This window comes from Aeromicrobium piscarium (genome assembly GCF_007421815.1).
GTDB classification, from domain to species: domain Bacteria; phylum Actinomycetota; class Actinomycetes; order Propionibacteriales; family Nocardioidaceae; genus Aeromicrobium; species Aeromicrobium piscarium.
Genome location: NZ_VLNT01000010.1, coordinates 1 through 16,857, shown reverse-complemented (window position 1 = coordinate 16,857; position 16,857 = coordinate 1). Strand labels below are relative to the sequence as shown.

Sequence of the window (16,857 nt, the reverse complement as noted above, 5' to 3'; positions counted from 1 at the left end):
CGCACTGGCGAAGGTCCCATCCGAGATGGCGGGTGGGACCTTCGCGGGCGGTAGCGGGCGGCTTAGTCCGGGAAGACTCGCTTGGCCAGCGCCTGCACATCCCGGTCGAGGTGGTTGATCTGGGACTCGACTTTCGCGAAGCGAGCGTTCATCTCGCCGCGTAGACCGCCGATCTGGGCCTCCAGCTGCGCTTGCAGACTGTCGAAACGGGCGTTGAGGAGCCGCGCGAACATCGTTGACATCAGCGTGAGCATGCCGAACAGAGCGGCAGCGAAGACGCCGATCAGCGTCCACACCTGCGGTTCGTTCAACTCGATCACCTTCCCATCCTGGCATCTCCCCGACCACCTTTCCAGAGATCCGAGGGATCCGCGGATGTTGTCCACAGGCAACCCGGCGGACAGCTTGCGGCGGCCCGTTGACGAAGAGTCCGTCGCGTCTGACCGTGTGATCCAGCAGTAGTCCAGCGCCGATGCCTGGAGTCACTTGGTCGCGGTGGGTCTCGTAGACCTCGGCGTCGTTCACGCGGATGGTGCGGTACCGGGTCAGTCCGGTCGATCGATATCTAGTCGTCCTCTGTTGGACGGACGATAGTGGACCAGGCGGGGGAGCCGTCCTCGGCATACCAGGCCACCAGAGCGGTCCTCGCGTCGAAGCGGAGCACCGAGGTGACGCCCGATTCCGCGCTGGCGATGGCGGGGAGATCGGGCTCGGTCCGCACGCTCGACAGTTCGGCGTTGAAGGTCCCGTAGGCGGGATCGGGGACGGCCCCACCCGTGCCCCCGAGCGGGGCCAGACCTTCGGTGGTGATGAGCACGCTTCCGCCCAGACGGTCGTCGGTCACGGGCACGGCATAGGGGTAGCCGACGGTGAGCGCGTCGACGTTCTGATTCGTCGGCACGTAGGGGGAGCGAACGGTGGGCGAGGTGGCTGAGTCGACCATCGCATCGGGGACCTGGACGAGGGCCGCCCAGCGGCTGGTGACCTCGACATTCTCGGGGAGATCGTCCACATCCTCTGTACCGGGAGTGAGGCCTCGCACGCGCTGTTCGACCAGAGGCACGACGACACCGGTGCCTTCGTCGAACTCCACGCTCGTGGGCTCGCCCAAGGTGGTGATCCAGCCGCCCTTGTGAGGGGTGTCTTGCATGGCGACGGTCGCGATCTCGGCATCCCACGCGTCGCGGTAGAGCGGTGTGGCCAGCCGGTCCGAGGTGTAGCCGATCCCGTCATCGCTGCGGATCTCGAAACGGCTGTCGGAGGATCCGGCGAGGCGATCGTCGACGGTGACCTCGTCTCCGTCGAGCGTGGTGAGGGATCGGACGTCCTCACGGGTCAGGTAGATGTTGTTCTCCTCGGTTCCGTCGGCCTCGTCCAGGGGCAGCCTGATGACGACATTGTCGAGCGAGCCGGAGCTGGCGGAGATCGCCGGAGAGGTGGGCGAGTCGCCCATGTTCACGAGGACGACGCGCACGATTCCGCGGGCGAGCTGCGGATCGTCCACCGACACCGCGAAGGCGACGAAATCGGTGACTTCGTTGACACCGTTGCGGCCCTCTCCGGCCCAGAGCAGTACGGGGGTCCTCTCGCTGTCCAGCTTCTCAGCGGCATCCTCGATGAGATCGGTGTCGTCCGCGAGCGTGCCCGTCGCGGTCCAGCCGGAGTAGTCGTCCACGAGGTGGGGAGTGTCCTCGTCGCCGAAGAGGACGCCTTCGCTGACGGCCCAGGCGATCAGCCCTCCGGTCAGCAGCACGGCGGTGACCCCGAGCACCGCCCACAGCCGCCAGTCGCGGTGGCCAGGCGGGTGGGTCTGCTGGTCACTCATCGGTGCGCCGGTCATGCGTTCCCTTCTTCTGAGGCCGTCATCGCGGGTCACTCCTCCGGGGCTCTGACGACGGTGGACCAGAGCGGCGCGCCTCCTTCGTCGTACCAGATCACCACGACAGGGGAGGCGTCGAAACCGAGGATCTGGGCGGGCTTCCCCTCGCTGGGAGCAGCGATGACAGGCAGTTCGGGCTCGGTGCGGGCGCTGGCTACCAGGGGTGACAGGGTGCCGAGGCCTCGTCCGGAGTCGCGGGGATTCCGAGTGGTGATGCCGGGAGTGATGACGAGCGCGGGTTCGCCGATGCGTCGGTCGGTCAGCGCGACCGCGTACGGGTAGCCGGTGGCGAGGGCGTCGGGGTGCTGGGTGTCGGCTGCCGCAGGTGCACGGATGGTGGGGGAGGTGGCTGTGTCGACCATGGCGGCGGGGAGCTGGATGAATGCCGACCAGCGGATCGCGCCGTCCTCCTCCTCAGCGAGATCGCTGAGGTTCTGTTCGGCGATCGGTGCGACGATGCCGGTCCCCTCCGCGAACTCGACCTCGGAGGGTTCGCCGATCGCTGTGACCCACGGGCCGTCGAACTCGAGCTTGCCGAAGAAATCGATCACGACCTCGCGGTCCCAGGGGTCGGCGGGGAGTGGCGAGTCGAGCTTGGGATCGGTGTAGAACACGCCGGAATCGGTCTTCAGTTCGAGCCCACGGCCGCCCCCTCCGCCGATGAATCGGTCATCGATCGTCAGCTCCTCATCGCTCTCGCTGTCGAGCGGTGCGGCGGAGACGACATCCTCGCGCGCCAGCCAGACGCCGGAGTGGTCGTTCCCCTCGGCCTCGTCCAGGGGGAGCGCGATGACGAGATTGTCGAGGGGCGCGAGGCCGGACTTGATGTAGGGGGAGTCGATGTCGTCGCCGATGCCGACGACGTAGAGCCGAGCCAGCCGATGGGACGTGTCCAGGGAGTTCACGGGGACGGCGAAGGCGGCGTACTCACTGATGTCGAGCGTCCCCATGGTTCCTGTGCCGGCCCAGAGCAGGATCGGAGTGGTGTCGGTGTCCAGCTGGGCCGCGGCGTCCTCGATGAAGTCGGCATCGTCGACGAGGCTGCCGGTGGCCGGCCAGTCGGCATCGGTGTACTTCACGTCTGTGACCCGGCGGCCGTCGCTGTCGCCGTCGGCGCTGTCGGAGCCATCGTCTCCGCTCAAGGCTGCGACGACGGCGATGGCGGCGAGTAACGCGACGACTGCACCGATGATTACCCAGAGCCGCCAGTCCCGGAGGCGGGTAGATCCCACCGATTCGTCGCTCATCTACGCCCCATCGTCCGCTTGTGATGCTCCTATCTCATCATCTTTGTGCCGGCTGCACCGGTAGGCACTGACAGGAGGGTGCTCGACGACGGTAGAAGCTAGGACCCGGCGGGGCTTGCCGTCGCGTCGGCGAGTGGCCGGGGCACGGGAAGGCCGAGATTCCCGCGCAGGGTCGATGCCGTGTAGTCCGTGCGGAAGATGCCGCGCCGCTGCAGCTCGGGGACGAGATGGTCGACGATGCTCTCGAGCCCGTCAGGGAAGTAGTCGACGTTGAGGTTGAAACCATCGGCGGCGCGCTCCCGGAACCACAGCTCGATGGTGTCGGCGACCTGCTCGGGTGTGCCGACGAAGCTGCGATGGCCGTTGGGGTTCTTGTCGAGCAGTTCGCGAACGGTGAGCCGTTCTTGGTGGGCGAGATCGAGGATGGCCTGGGCGAAGCCCTGGCTCGGTGCCGAGGCCTTCTCGAGGAGATCCCAGGGGAGGGTCTCGTCGAGGGGGAGGTCTTCGACCTGGAGGCCCAGGGTGCCGGCGAGAGCGGCGAGTTCGTTGTCGAGGCCCGAGGTCTCGTCCAGCCAGCGCTTTCGTTCGCGGGCCTCGCGCTCGGTGCCGCCGAGGACGGGAAAGAGCCCCGGGAGGATGACGATGTCCTCGGGACGACGGCCCCACGCGACCGCCTGCGCCTTGACATCGGCGTAGAACTCTCGTCCGCCCTCGATGGTGTGGCTGACGGAGAAGACGGCCTCGGCGTAGCGGCTGGCCAGGGCGGTGCCCTGCGGTGACCCGCCGGCCTGGAGCAGGACGGGGCGTCCCTGCGGAGAGCGGGGGACGTTGAGGGCGCCGCGGACCCGTACGTGGCGCCCGCTGAACTCGATGGGATGGATACGTGTGGGGTCGGCGAACTCGCCGGTGCTCTGATCGGCGATGAGGGCGTCGGCCTCCCACGACTCCCAGAGCCCGATCACGGCTCGTACCGTCTCCTCCGCGCGTTCATAGCGATCGTCGTGGGTGGGCAGTTCATCGAGTCCGAACAACCCTGCCGCGGCGGTATTGCGGGTGGCGACGACATTCCAGGCGGCCCGGCCCCCGGAGATGAAGTCCAGCGAGGCGGTGGCTCGCGCGATGTTGAAGGCGTGCTCGAAGCTTGACGACTGGGTGGCGACGAGGCCCACATGCTCGGTGACACGGGCGATGGCGGTCAGTGGCACGAGCGGGTCGAGCGACTGCCAGGGGCGCGACACGGAGGGCTGTCCGTAGTCGAAGCCGTCGGAGAAGAAGACGGCGTCCAGCTTGCCGCGTTCGGCCAGCCGGCCGATGGTCTCGTAGTACCCGAGGTCGAGGAACCCGAGGGGATCGGGTTGCACCCGCCAGGCGGCCGGGTGGCGCCCGGAGTTGTTGACGTTGACATTGAGGTGGAGCTGACGAGGGGGCGTGTCACTCATGGGAGGGGACTCGTTTCGTGCGCTGTGGGCGTCGGGGCGAAGGGGTGGGCGATGCTCCACGGGTCGGCCAGGTCGCCGGTGACGACCCACCGCCCGAGCGTGTACGGCTTCCAGCACACCGCGTCGTGCAGGGTGTGCGTGCGGGCGTCGCGCCAGTAGCGGTCCAGTCCGAGGTCGGGGCGGGTGGAGCTCGATCCACCGACCTCGAAGAGTCCGTTGGTCACGCGTAGTGCGGCGCGGGTGCTCGCCACCTTCGCGGCGACGACCTCGTGGAAGGCGGCGGCGGTCTCGGACAGCGTGGACGTGTCGTCGAGCGCGCTCACCTGGGCGGCGGCCGATTCGACGAGGCGCCGTGCGGTGAGCGTCGCGAGATGCAGTTCGCCGACGAGGTCGAGTCCGAGGGTGTCCTCGGTGAAGGTGGCGGCGCCGCTTCCCCGGCCGGCGTGGACGCGACGGGCGAGGTCGATGCTCTCGTCGAGCGCGCCGCTGGCGATCCCGGCGTCGATGGCGGCGTGCAGCAGCTGGCCGAGGGCGCTGATGCGGTAGGTGGCGACCGGGTCGGCGGTGTGGACGATGACATCGTGTTCGGCGATCGGAACCTGGCGGTAGTACGAGCGTCCGGAGGCGGTCGTGCGCTGGCCGAGGGCGTCCCAGTCGTCGTCGATGGTGACGCCGTCGGCCGATGCCGGCACCAGCACGGTGATGACGACATCGTCGAGATCGCGTGCCTGTACGGCGACGTAGTCCGCGAGCAGGGCGCCGGTGCTGTAGACCTTGCTGCCAGTGAGTGACCAACCAGCGGCGGCCGGCGTCACCGAGGTGGCGGAGGCGCCGGGCGGTCGTTCCCCGGGCTCGGCGGCGGCGTTGCCGAACAGCGCGCCGCGTCCGAGGACGTCGAGCCAGTGCTCGCGCTGAGCGCGGGGGGCGCTCAGGCGGAGGCGCTCGACGGTCATGAAGTGGTTCTGCGGGATCTGGCCGAGGCTGGCGTCGGCGGCGGCGAGGCGCAGCACGGCCTCGACGAGGGTCGTGGCGTCGAGGCCGTGCCCGCCGTGCTCGACGGGGACCGTCAGGCGCCAGAACCCGATCTCGCGGAGGCGGTCGATCTCCTCACGTGCGTACTGCCGGTGCCGATCGCGATGGCCGGCGGTCTCCCGGAGATCGTCCACGATCGCATCGAGTCGTCCCAGGAAGTCCGAGGATGTCGTGAGGGTGGCCGTCATCAGCGTCCCTCTGCGGCGCTCTCGACGGCACCCTGCGCCTCGTTGTACCGGCCGTCGAAGGAGATGCTGACCTCGGGAAGGCGCTCGATGGCGCCGCCGTCGTAGAGGCTCTGGGCGACGGCCTGCTCCTACGCGAGGAGGTCGTCGTGGAAGGTCTGGAAGGCTCCCCCGCGCACGATGTACTCGAACTCGGTGCGCTCGTCATCGAGCTTGAGCGAGCTCTTGAGGATCTCCTTGACCTCGTCGGGATGCTCGGCATGCCAGTCGAAGTAGCCGGAGAGCCGCTCGAAGAAGTCCTGGAGGGCGGCGTCCTTGGCGGGGTCGTCGAGGACATCGCTGCGGGCGGTCCAGACATTGAGCGCCGGGATGTCCGTGTCGCTGTCGCGCAGGAGGATCCTGGCGTCGCCGGAGTTCAGCGAGCTGAGGATGGCGCCCTGGGCTCCGGAGTACACGTCGACCTCTCCGTTGTTGAAGGCGGCGGCGGAGGAGGCGCCGTCGGCGAACTGGGTGGGTTCGATGTCGTCCTCGCTCAGTCCAGCCTGGACGAGCGAGATGAGGTACTGCGCGTGGTTGTAGCCGCCGAAGTTGTACGCCCAGGCGTGTCCGCGGGCCTCGGCGATGTCGTCGATCCCCGATGAGGTGCGCACCGCGGTCACGAGGGGCGAGTGCTCGTCGTCGCGGGCGCTGCGCCAGCCGGCGACGATCCGCAGGGGAGCGTTCTCCTCGGTCCATTCGGTGTCGGAATTGGCCTGTTCGATGGTGAGCGAGGTGTCGCCCATGTGGCCGAGGTCGATGGCTCCGGAGTAGAGGGCCTGCAGGTTGCTGGCCGGTCCGGAGAGATTCGCCCACTCGATGTCGAAGTCGGCGCCGTCGAGGAGACCGGAGGCTTCGATCAGCGCGGGGAAGGCGGAGTCCTGATAGGAGATCACCAGGGTGGTGCGCTCGTCATCGCCCTCGCCGGAGGCGCAAGCGGCGGTCGCGAGGGTCAGGAGGGCAGCGGTCAGGGCGAGGAGGGTCTTCTTCATGGTTCTTCCGGTCGGGGGGTCAGGGGCTGGTGGTGTGAGGGCGGGCCGAGACGTGTCCGAGGTGGTGGAGCACGAGTCGTTTAGTGGCGTTGAATGCCGCGGAGGTGGTGTCGCGGGGACGTTCCAGCTCGACGGGGATATCGGCCTGGACGTGGCCGTCGCCCAGGATCAGCACACGGTCGGCCAGCAGGATGGACTCCTCGACGTCGTGGGTGACGAGGAGGACTCCCGGCCGGTGGTCGTTCCAGAGCCGCAGGACGAGGTCGTGTGCCGTGCGCCGGGTGAAGGCATCCAGAGCCCCGAAGGGTTCGTCGAGGAGCAGGAGGTCGGGCGAACGGTAGAGCGCGCGGGCGAGTCCGACGCGCTGTGCCTCCCCGCCGGACAGGACTTTGGGCCAGGCGTCGGCCTTCGGCGCGAGGCCGACCTCGTCGAGGGCGGCGACCGCGCGGGCCTTGCTGGCTGTGCCGCGGCCGTCGGTGAGGACGACATTGCGCCAGACCTTCTGCGCTTGGATGAGGCGCGGCTCCTGGAACACGACGGAGGTGCGCTGCGCGATGGTCGCCTCGCCGGAGGTGGCGTCCTCGAGGCGGCCGAGGATGCGCAGCAGCGTGGTCTTGCCGGTGCCCGACGGTCCGAGGAGCGCGACGAACTCGCCTCGTTCGACGGTCAGGTCGATCGCATCGAGGATGACCTGGTCGCCGTAGCTCTTGGAGAGTCCGCGCAGAGCGACGACCTGGGGCGCTGGAGGGGTGATCAGGTCAGCTGCCATCGTGGGTGGCCCTCCAGGGCAAGAGCAGGTGTTCGATGCCCCGCATGACGGCGTCGACGAGGAGGCCGAGTGCGGCGTAGACGAGGATTCCGGCGAGGATGATGTCGGTGCGCTGGAACTGGTTGGCCGTGTTGAGGATGTAGCCGATGCCGGCGCGGGAGTTGATCTGCTCGGCGGCGACGAGGGCCAGGAGCGCTGCGCCGGCGGCGTAGCGCCAGCCCACGAGGATGCTGGGCAGCGACTGGGGCACCACGATGAGCCGGACGGTCTGCCAGCGCGACATCTCGAAGCTGCGGGCGACCTCGAGGAGTTTGCGGTCGATGCCCCGGATCCCGTGGTAGGTGTTCAGGTAGACCGGGAAGATCGACGCGCCGATGATGAGGGCGACCTTCGAGTCCTCGCCGATGCCGAACCAGACGACGAACAGCGGCACGAGCGCGATGAACGGGATGGTGCGGATCATCTGCAGGGGCGCGTCGTAGATGCGTTCGGCGGTGACCGACAGGCCGGCGATCACCCCGAGGACGAGTCCGGCGAGGCCTCCGACGAGCAGTCCGAGGCCGGCTCGCTGAAGCGAGATCGGGAGTGCGGCCTGCAGGTCCCCCGTCGACCACAGCTCCCGGTAGGCGGCGAGGATCGTCGCGGGGCTCGGGAGGATGACCGGCGAGATCCAACCACGGGAGCTGCCGATCTGCCAGAGGACGAGGACGAGGAGGGGCGCGGCGGCACGCAGGGCCAGCTGGCGCCACCGGCTGGGGGTACGCGTGGTCCGAGCGGTGTCGTCGGTGGAGGCGTAGCGCCGCGTGATGGTGGCGAGGTCGTCGCGTGCGGGTGCGATGGTGGTACTCATCGCAGGAGCCTCGTGCGGGTGGCGATGCGGTCGAAGCCGAAGTCGGGGTCGCCCTCGGAGCTCGGGACGAGGCTGTACTCCCATTCGAAGTAGGCGCGGTAGAAGGCATCGCGTTCGGGGCCGAAGGGCGGTGGCCCGGTCTGGTCGACGATGTCGCCGGCATGGACGGGACGTTCGGCGGTGAGCTCCCCGGGGTAGGCGTCGATGCCGCCGTCGAGCACGGCAGCGGGCGCTGTCAGCTCGGCGGCCGCGAAGTGCGGGAGATAGCTCGAGTCTCCGACGAGGATGAGAGGAGGGGTGGCGCCGTCGGCGATGCTCTCGAGGTGTTCGCGCCGGGCGTGGATCGAGCCGGGTACGTGAGCGCGTCGGTACGCGTTCGATGACCGCAGATCGACGACCGTGGCGGTGCCGACGAGCTCGGCCAGCTCGACGCCGCTGATCGTGGAGACAGCGGGCACGGGGATGTCGGAGGACTCGATCGTGAGGCCGCTGGGGGTGTAGGTGTGGACGGCGAGCGGGCCGCGGTGGAGGTAGCGCAGCCACTGGACGGTGCTCGCGCCGCGGACATGGTCCTCGGTGTCGATGAGCACGACGCGCGACTGCTGCACGGCGAGGTGCTCGTCGCTGGTCTGGATGAGCTGTCCGCCCTGGACGTGGTGGCTTCCGGGAAGGTGGCCGGCGGCGTACTCCTCGGGGCTGCGAATGTCGATGACATAGGTCGTGTGGGCGGTGTCGCGAAGCCAGGCGTCCACCTGGTTGGAGTCGAGGACCTCGGCCTCGGCCTCAGCGAGGGTGTCGGCAGCCCAGCGCAGCAGGTGGCGCTCGACGTGGACGGGTGCGTTGAGGGACTTCTCCTCGCCCCGGACGATCTCCAACCCGGCCCATTCCCAGGCGGGAGTGCCGTTCTGCAGCGAGTAGACGGGGTTGGTGATGCCGGTGTTGACGAGCGACTGCGCGCCGACGATGCCGCGCGTGCGGCCGGCGCAGTTGACGACGATGGTCGTGTCCGGGTCCGGGACGGTGTCGAGGCCGCGGTAGGCGAGCTCGGCGCCGCCGCCGGTGTCATAGGCACCGGGGATGTGGTGGTGGACGTACTCGGCGTGCGGACGGCTGTCGAGGACGATGACATCCCGTCCCTCCTCGCGCCAGTCCTGCACGGTCTGAGGGTCGACGGTGGAGGTGCCGAAGGTCTCCTCGATCCACTCGCCGAGGGTCTTGCTGAGCACATTGGTGCCGGTGTAGAGACGCTGTCCCGCCTCGGTCCAGGAGTCGACTCCGTTCGGGAGGAGGCGGACATCGGTGTAGCCGAGATCGCCGAGGATCGCGGCGCCGCGCTCGTCGAGGACACGGGTCGAGGCCAGGACGATCGGGGTGTGCCTCCGCGGCACCAGGCGCGTGATGCGCTGTTCGAGGTCGTGGAGCGGGACTCCGCTGCTGCGGGCGATGTGGCCGGTGGTGCGCTCCTGCGGGGTACGCAGGTCGAGCACCGCGATCTCGCTGTCGGTGTCGAGCAGCTCGCGCAGCTGTGCGGCGGTGATGATGCTGGACATGGGGCCTCGATCTGTTGACGACGTGAGAGCCGTGAAATTACCGAGGCGTCCTGGGTCGAAAACGGCTGCTCATCATGTGAGCGAGAACAGCGCGGGGCGGTGATTGATGTACTGCGCTCGGGTCGTCGCATCTCGTCACGCGAGTGAGAACTCGTCGTCATCGGGACGAAGCATGGTGTCCATAGCCTCGTCAGGACGCGCCGCGGAGGGAGTGGCGCTCTGACGAGAGGTTCCGATGACAACTTCATCTCCAGTGCGGTCCGGGAGGGTCCGCGCTCGCGTCGCCGCGGCGGTCGCCGGGTTGGTGGCGCTTCCGCTGATCGCCGCTGTGCCGGCATCGGCGCAGTCGACTGCCGACGAGGCCTGGCACGACATGAGTGCGAGCCTCGACCATCTGTCCGCCGAGGCCGCTGAGGCGGGGGTCGACCTCAGCGCGACCGTCACGGACCTGAGCGGCGTGTTCTCGGGTGCGACCTTCCAGGTCGGCGGTCAGGAGCCGGTCAAGGCCGCGAGCATCATCAAGCTGCCGCTGTTGGCGGCGCTGATGGACGAGGCCGACCAGGGCCGGTTGAGCCTCGACGAGGTCGTCACCATCGAAGCGGGCAGCAGCAATATCGTCGGCGGGTCGGGGACGCTGCGCGATCGCGAGTTCCCGCTGGACATCACCATCGCCGAGCTCATGGAGCTGATGGTGCAGGTCTCGGACAACACGGCGACCAATGTGCTGATCGACCGTGCGGGCGGGTTCGACGGGGTGAATGAGTACATCGAGGGGTTGGGCTTCGAGCACCTGTGGCTGGGGCGCAAGATGATCCATCCGGCGTCGCCGCCGTTGCAGGAGAACTGGATCACCAGCGGTGAGGTGAACGAGCTGGTGCGGATGCTCTACGAGCACGAGGTGCTGAGCCCGGAGTCGAGCGAACACATCATCTCGTTGATGAAGGGTCAGCTGGTCGACACGAAGTTCGGTGCGGTGATACCGCGCGAGGTGCTGGCGAACAAGACGGGTGAGTTGGTCGATGTGTCGCACGACTCGGGGTTGATCCTGGTACCCGGCCGCGAGGTGGCGTTGACGGTGACCACGTCCTTCGACCCCGTTGTGATCGAGCGCCCGCAGGTCGATGTCTACGTCCAGCGTGCGGCGTCGATTGTGTACGACGCGACGCGCGAGCCGTTGGTGCCGGAACATCAGCCGACGCCGGAGAACTGGCCGGAGCTGGCGGCGGTCGTCCAGCCGATCATCGATGAGGCGCGGGCGAACGGTATCGACATCGGTGTGGCGATCGAGGATCTCTCGGGCTACTACGAGGATCGTCAGCTCTTCCTCGGGGCGCAGGACCGCTTCACGACCGCGAGCACGATCAAGATGTCGCTGGCGGCCGCGGTGATGCACCAGGTGGAGCGCGGTCAGCTGTCCCTCGATGACGTCGTGACGATCACCGAGGACGAGCGGTATGGCGGGTCGGGGACGTTGAAGGACAACCCGTTCCCGCAGGACGTCAGCGTCGGCACCTTGCTCGAGCTGATGGTGACGGTCAGCGACAACACGGCGACGAACAAGCTGGTCGACGTGGTGGGCGGCTTCGAGGCGATCAACACGCTCACCCAGGACGCGGGTATCGCTCAGCGCGATCTGCACTTCGGCCGCAAGATGTTCGGTCCGGTGGTCCCGCCCGATGGGGATGTGTGGCTGACGCCGCGCGGGATGAACAGGCTGATGGTGCTGTTCTACGACATCGCATCGGGCGAGCAGGCGATGCCGGAGTTCCTGAGCGCGGAGTCGGCGCAGCACATCGTGGAGCTGATGCTCGCGCAGCAGGTGAAGACCAAGCTCGGTGCGACGGTGCCCGCCGAGGTGCTGGCGCACAAGACGGGGGAGAACGATGTGGTGAGCCACGATGTGGGGATGCTGCTGGTGCCGGGCCAGGAGATGACGCTCTCGGTGTTCTCTCGGGGCGCGGAAGGTTTCAGCGGGGACGTCCAGGCCACGGCCAATCCGTATCTCCAGCGGATCGGTGCGGCGGTGTACGCCTACGCGCTGGACACGGCACCGCAGGAGCCCGAGCCGACCCCGGAGCCTACGCCGCCGCCCACGGGTGAGACGCCTGGTGGGGTGGACCGAGATGGGGCCGATCGTCCGGTGGCGGGCGGCCCTGATCTGCCGGATCTCGGTGCTCCCGAGGACTCGATGACCCTCGTGGCGCTGGCGGTGCTGCTGACGCTCGCGGGCAGCGGGGTGCTCGTCTGGCGCCGGAGGTCTGTGCTGGCCGATCAGTAGGAGGAACACATGACGATGCCCACCGGATCCCGGGCCGGTGGGCATCGTCATGTCTCCCACGAACCGTCAGGGCGATCGGCTGCCGGCTGTGGAAAAGCCGAGGAACGTCCGTGTTCTCTGCGAGACTGGCCGGCATGTCGTCCTGGAGCGTCGCCGTCGACTCGACCACCGTGTGGTGGCCGGTCGTTCTCAGCGCGATCGGTGGACTGGTCGGTGCGCTGGCGGGCGGAGCGGTGTCTGGCTTCTTCAAGGTCTACGCGGAGAAGCGTGCGCGCCGTTCGCAGTATCAGGTCTCGGCCCTGCACGCGTTGCAGGAGGCCGCTGGTGCCTTGCGGCAGGTGCTGATCGAGGTGGGCGAAGGTGACATGACCGACGACCAGCTGCGGCGCTATGACCAGTTGGACAGCGGGCTCGGTTTGGTCGCGGACCGTGTCGCCTGTGCGACGGTGCGTGAGGCGTGCGAGCGGTGGGTGAAAGATGCTCGGCTGGCGTGGCGGAGAGCCGAGGAGGTCACGCTCGTGCAGGAGCGTGAGCGATGGGAGGCGCTGCGGGACACCATCCGAGTCGAGCTCCGGCGGGTCGATTCCTGAGGTCAGGGACGCGTCAGGTCGAGGAAGTCGACGCGATCGGCGGAGATGCCGTGGTGGGCGACTGACTCCCGCAGATACTGCTCGAACTCCGCGGTGGAGTTCTTGACGACGAGTGCGGCGGCGTCGCCGTCGACGAGGACGGCCTCAACCGTCTCGTCGGCGTAGGATCCGGCGGCTGACTGCAGTTCGCGCCCGTCGAGGATGACGATGGCGTTGCGGATATCGCCGAGCTTCTCGACGGCGCGGCGGGCCGCCTCGCGGCTGCCGGCGAGGCGAGGCAGGGGGAGTGTGTGTTCGACGGTCATGTCGTGGCCCCTTTCTCGTCGGGTCGGGCGCCCAGCCGGGGCGCTGATAGCCCCAGTATGACACGGCGTACGAGGTGCGTACGGCTCATCCACAGGCGCGATGACATCTACTGGGTGTTGATATCTCCGCAGATGAGGGTTCCCGACATCGGGCGTCGAGCGAGGGTCTGATGACTGCTGGATACCGTGCGGACGGTTTCTTCGGTGTGCACGGTGAGGGTCCCGCCACGGGCCGCGATGAGCCCGCGCGTGTGCGCGATCCCGTGTCCTCGGCCGGCTTTCCCGGTCGAGGTGACACCGCCGTGGAGTACGGCGTCGATGACGTCGAGGTCGTCGGTGAAATGGCGGAAGGGTTCCAGCGAGCGTCGTAGGCCGACTCCGCCGTCGCCGATCGCGAAGCTGACTCGATTGCCGTCGTAGGACTGGGCGGCGATGTAGCCGTGTGGCTGGCCGGAGTGCTGGAAGACGTTCTGGCCGATCTCGCAGATCGATTGGTGCATGGCGCTGGCGGCTCTCCGGTCTGCCGGGTGAAGCCGGTCGTGAACATTCTCGGCCAGCGCATCGGTGCGGGCGGAGTCGGAGACTCGCTGGAGCTCGAGGAGCCGGTCGCCCACATCGTGGTGGCGGACCGCGGGCAGGTCGTGGGTACCGCCGAGGCCCTCGATGACCCCGCCCAGCTTCATCCGGGCGATATAGCGCGCGACGTGGGGATCGTGCGGTGCGATGACGAGCGGGCGGCGTCCGGCCCGGGAGATGTGTTCGGCGTGGACGGCGATGAAGACGAGTCCGTAGGGCGTCACGAAGGAGGCGTCCGAAAGGTCGATGGTCACCGTGTCGAGGCTGCCGGCTCGCTGTGCCGTGACCTGGAGTCGGTGCGCGTCCAGGTGGGGACCGAGACGAAGGTTCGCGTGTCCGAGGGCGGGAAGAGCGGGCACCCGTCCATCGTAAGCGGACGGTGTCTCAGCACGTGGCTTTCGCCTGGTTGCGGCCAGGGAATGCGGGCGCGGGATCACGCGCTGTGAAAGGTATGCGTGCTGCGTTCTATGACTCGTACGGTGACGTCGATGTGCTGCAGACCGGGGAGCTGCCGGACCCACGGGTGGGGCCGGGCGAGGCCCTCGTGGAGGTGCGCGCGGTGTCGATCAACCCGGTGGACTGGAAGGTCATGGCCGGGGGACTGGACGCGCTGATGGAGGTCCGATTCCCGGTGGTGCCGGGGTGGGATGTTGCGGGTGTCGTCCGGGCCGTCGGTCCTGATACGCCGGAGGTGGCGGTCGGTGATCATGTGCTCGCGTATGGGCGCAAGGACTGGGTTCAGGCGGGCACGTTCGCCGAGCTCGTCTCTGTGCCGGTGCGGGCGATCGCGCGGAAGCCGCGCGAGCTGAGCTGGCAGCAGGCGGCGGCCCTTCCGCTCGCCGGCCAGACCGCGGCGCGGACGATCCGTGATCGTCTCGGCGTGGGTGAGGGCGATGTCGTGCTCGTGCATAACGCGGCGGGCGGTGTGGGGCGCATTGGCGTGCAGCTCGCTCGGGTGCTGGGCGCCAGCACGGTCATCGGGACGGCTTCGGAGCGCCACCATGATCGCCTGCGTGAGCTCGGTGTCGCACCGGTCGCTTACGGCGACGGCCTCGCGGATCGGGTGCGGGAGATCGCGCCTGATGGTGTCGATGCGGTGGCCGATTTCGTCGGTGGTGTCTACGACGTGACGCGGGCGCTGTTGACCGAGGGTGGTCGCCACGCCTCGATCGCGGAGCACGATGTGCCGGGTATCGAGGACGAGATCGTCTGGGTGCGCCCCGATGGCGGGCAGTTGCAGTGGCTCGTTGACCTCGTGGCCGCGGGTCGCGTCGAGATCGACATCACCCGCGAGTTCGAGGGCCTGGAGCAGGCTGGTGACGCGTTGCGCGCAAACCAGGAAGGCCACGGCGGCGGCAAGGTTGTCCTCCACATCAGCGAGGACTGAGCTTCGTCGACACCTCCCGACATGGTGCTGTCCCGCCCTTATGCGGCCATGGCCGATTCTCGAGGCCGGGGTGCCCTGCTACGTGCATCTTGCGAAAGGTCGTCTCGATTCTATGCAAACACTAGAATAGAACCATGGCCACCTATCGTCCGCGGATCGCGGATCGAGAACTTGACGCGCGTCTCGGCTGCATCGGTGCCGTCCTGATCGAGGGTCCGAAGGCTTGTGGGAGACCGCCCAAATTTTCGTCCCCGCGGCAGGACAGATCGACACCCTCGTCGACCTGATCTGACCTGTCAGAAGCCGTCGAGCGCCGCGGCGTTTTTGCGTCCACCAGCTAGCCTCGGCATGGCTTCGCCACGAGACGGCCGGAGGGTGCCGAGGCTAGCTGGTGGAGCCTGTCGAGCTTCTGAACGCCGTGCTAGGATCGTCGCACTGGGCTGGCCGAAGGGCCATGGTCCACCCTCTAGGCGGGGATACCCCCGCCACACATCTTCAGGCGGGTAAATACCCGCCTGAAGCTTTTTCTGGGAAGCCTGTCTTGCGAGAATTCAGCATCTTCATCGATGAGTCGGGCGATTTCGGGCCTTTCCAGAAGCACTCTCCGTTCTACGTTCTCAGTCTCGTCTTGCACGATCAGAGTGACGACATCTCAAGGCACCTCGACTCGATCCACGAGGGACTGAGAGCTCGGAAGCTTCCACAAGATCACGCCGTCCACACTGGTCCGCTGATTCGTCGAGAGCGGGAGTACCGCTGGATGGGGCTGTCTGATCGGCGTTCGATCTTTCGAATGCTCGTCGATTTCGTACACAGATGTGACGTCACCTACCACTCCTGGGTGTTCAGCAAGAGGGAGCTCGACGACAGCGATCGGCTCGTCAGCGCCATGTCGCGTGAGCTTGGCGCTTGGATCCGCGCCGAGTATGAGTTTTTCGCGCGGTGGGAACGCATCGTCATCTACTACGACAACGGCCAGAAGGAGATCACGAACCTCGTCAATAGCGTTTTCAACGCCCATTTGAGCGTCGAGGTCCGCAACGTCGTGCCTTCGGATTACAGCCTGTTCCAGATGGCTGATTTGTGTTGCACTATGGCATTGTTGCGTAAGAAGATCGAGAAGGTGGGGCTCTCTTCGTCAGAGCGGGACTTCTTCTCCACGCCGAAAGCGAGTGCGGAACGTGCACTAAAGAAGGGCTACTTCAAGACCCTGGACCGCAAGTGGTTCGGCGACTAGAACCCACCGCATGCGTCAGTCTTTGCCGTTGACGTCTCGGGCGTAGGCCGCGGTCACCAACTGCATGCATATGCGAACGGCCGCGATTGTGTAGGTGGAATGCAGCGTAGATCCATGGCACGAAACGAATCGGCCCGTGTGCATTCCCAGCAGTGTTTCAGCAAATCAGTGGGTTGAGCAGCGACGGCCGAAGATGAGCTGGTTGGGTGCTCTCACATGCTGGAGATGCGAACAGGGGAGTACAGCCCTGTCGTCGAGATTGCCGCAGTTCCACTCGTCGTTCTCGCGCCACACCGCCTTGTAGGCCTTCCATACGCCGTTAGGGTTCGTCGACGCATCGATGACAATGCCGGGGAGCCGCATGCCATTCCTCAGTACAAAGCGGCTCATCCGAATCGAGGGTGTAGTTGGGGTCTGAAGCCGCCGGTCTCGAGCAGGCTCCGAGCGATGTAGTTGGTCAGATTCCTGAAGCCGAGGGCAGAGCCGCGGAGGTGTTCGAGTCGTC

The 16,857-nt window shown here is 67.4% G+C and carries 15 protein-coding genes; 4 read left to right on the top strand and 11 right to left on the bottom strand.

What is annotated here, in order from left to right; translation table 11 throughout:
* Window positions 1-62: 62 nt before the first annotated feature.
* The 9 genes from FNM00_RS12565 to FNM00_RS12525 form a co-directional block, all read right to left on the bottom strand.
* Complete coding sequence (locus FNM00_RS12565; protein ID WP_205197801.1) at window positions 63-320, bottom strand: hypothetical protein; 258 nt, start codon at window positions 318-320, stop codon at window positions 63-65.
* A gap of 245 nt (window positions 321-565) precedes the next feature.
* Entirely contained in the window at window positions 566-1,840 is a 1,275-nt protein-coding gene (locus FNM00_RS12560; RefSeq protein WP_143913898.1) for a hypothetical protein, read from the bottom strand.
* Between the two features lie 32 nt (window positions 1,841-1,872).
* Window positions 1,873-3,126, bottom strand: a complete 1,254-nt coding sequence (locus tag FNM00_RS12555) for a hypothetical protein (protein ID WP_143913897.1) — start codon at window positions 3,124-3,126, stop codon at window positions 1,873-1,875.
* Between the two features lie 98 nt (window positions 3,127-3,224).
* Window positions 3,225-4,565 (bottom strand): LLM class flavin-dependent oxidoreductase, encoded by a 1,341-nt coding sequence (locus tag FNM00_RS12550; RefSeq protein WP_143913896.1) that lies wholly within the window; start codon window positions 4,563-4,565, stop codon window positions 3,225-3,227.
* On the bottom strand, window positions 4,562-5,785 hold the full coding sequence (locus FNM00_RS12545) for an acyl-CoA dehydrogenase family protein (protein ID WP_143913895.1): 1,224 nt from the start codon (window positions 5,783-5,785) through the stop codon (window positions 4,562-4,564). Before FNM00_RS12545 ends, FNM00_RS12550 begins: the two co-directional genes overlap by 4 nt.
* Before the next feature lie 128 nt (window positions 5,786-5,913).
* On the bottom strand, window positions 5,914-6,810 hold the full coding sequence (locus FNM00_RS12540) for an ABC transporter substrate-binding protein (protein WP_221933716.1): 897 nt from the start codon (window positions 6,808-6,810) through the stop codon (window positions 5,914-5,916).
* A 19-nt stretch (window positions 6,811-6,829) separates the two neighbouring features.
* On the bottom strand, window positions 6,830-7,579 hold the full coding sequence (locus FNM00_RS12535) for an ABC transporter ATP-binding protein (RefSeq protein ID WP_143913894.1): 750 nt from the start codon (window positions 7,577-7,579) through the stop codon (window positions 6,830-6,832).
* Entirely contained in the window at window positions 7,569-8,429 is an 861-nt protein-coding gene (locus tag FNM00_RS12530) for an ABC transporter permease (RefSeq protein ID WP_143913893.1), read from the bottom strand. Before FNM00_RS12530 ends, FNM00_RS12535 begins: the two co-directional genes overlap by 11 nt.
* Complete coding sequence (locus FNM00_RS12525; protein WP_143913892.1) at window positions 8,426-9,979, bottom strand: rhodanese-like domain-containing protein; 1,554 nt, start codon at window positions 9,977-9,979, stop codon at window positions 8,426-8,428. Before FNM00_RS12525 ends, FNM00_RS12530 begins: the two co-directional genes overlap by 4 nt.
* A gap of 235 nt (window positions 9,980-10,214) precedes the next feature.
* Between FNM00_RS12525 and FNM00_RS12520 the strand changes: the two genes are divergently transcribed.
* Both FNM00_RS12520 and FNM00_RS12515 read left to right on the top strand, forming a co-directional pair.
* Complete coding sequence (locus FNM00_RS12520) at window positions 10,215-12,257, top strand: serine hydrolase (RefSeq protein ID WP_143913891.1); 2,043 nt, start codon at window positions 10,215-10,217, stop codon at window positions 12,255-12,257.
* A gap of 110 nt (window positions 12,258-12,367) precedes the next feature.
* Window positions 12,368-12,847, top strand: coding sequence for a hypothetical protein (locus FNM00_RS12515; RefSeq protein WP_143913890.1), 480 nt, complete (start codon window positions 12,368-12,370; stop codon window positions 12,845-12,847).
* A 2-nt stretch (window positions 12,848-12,849) separates the two neighbouring features.
* Here the strand turns inward: FNM00_RS12515 and FNM00_RS12510 are convergent, their stop codons facing one another.
* Window positions 12,850-13,152 (bottom strand): hypothetical protein, encoded by a 303-nt coding sequence (locus FNM00_RS12510; protein WP_143913889.1) that lies wholly within the window; start codon window positions 13,150-13,152, stop codon window positions 12,850-12,852.
* Between the two features lie 107 nt (window positions 13,153-13,259).
* Window positions 13,260-14,087 carry a sensor histidine kinase gene (locus tag FNM00_RS12505; protein ID WP_143913888.1) on the bottom strand — a complete coding sequence of 276 codons (828 nt, stop codon included), beginning with the start codon at window positions 14,085-14,087 and terminating at the stop codon, window positions 13,260-13,262.
* 92 nt (window positions 14,088-14,179) lie between these two features.
* On the opposite strand from FNM00_RS12505, the gene FNM00_RS12500 reads away from it, so the two are divergent.
* Window positions 14,180-15,115 carry an NADP-dependent oxidoreductase gene (locus FNM00_RS12500; protein ID WP_185973129.1) on the top strand — a complete coding sequence of 312 codons (936 nt, stop codon included), beginning with the start codon at window positions 14,180-14,182 and terminating at the stop codon, window positions 15,113-15,115.
* A 391-nt stretch (window positions 15,116-15,506) separates the two neighbouring features.
* Entirely contained in the window at window positions 15,507-16,352 is an 846-nt protein-coding gene (locus tag FNM00_RS12495; RefSeq protein ID WP_143913886.1) for a DUF3800 domain-containing protein, read from the top strand.
* Window positions 16,353-16,857: the final 505 nt, after the last annotated feature.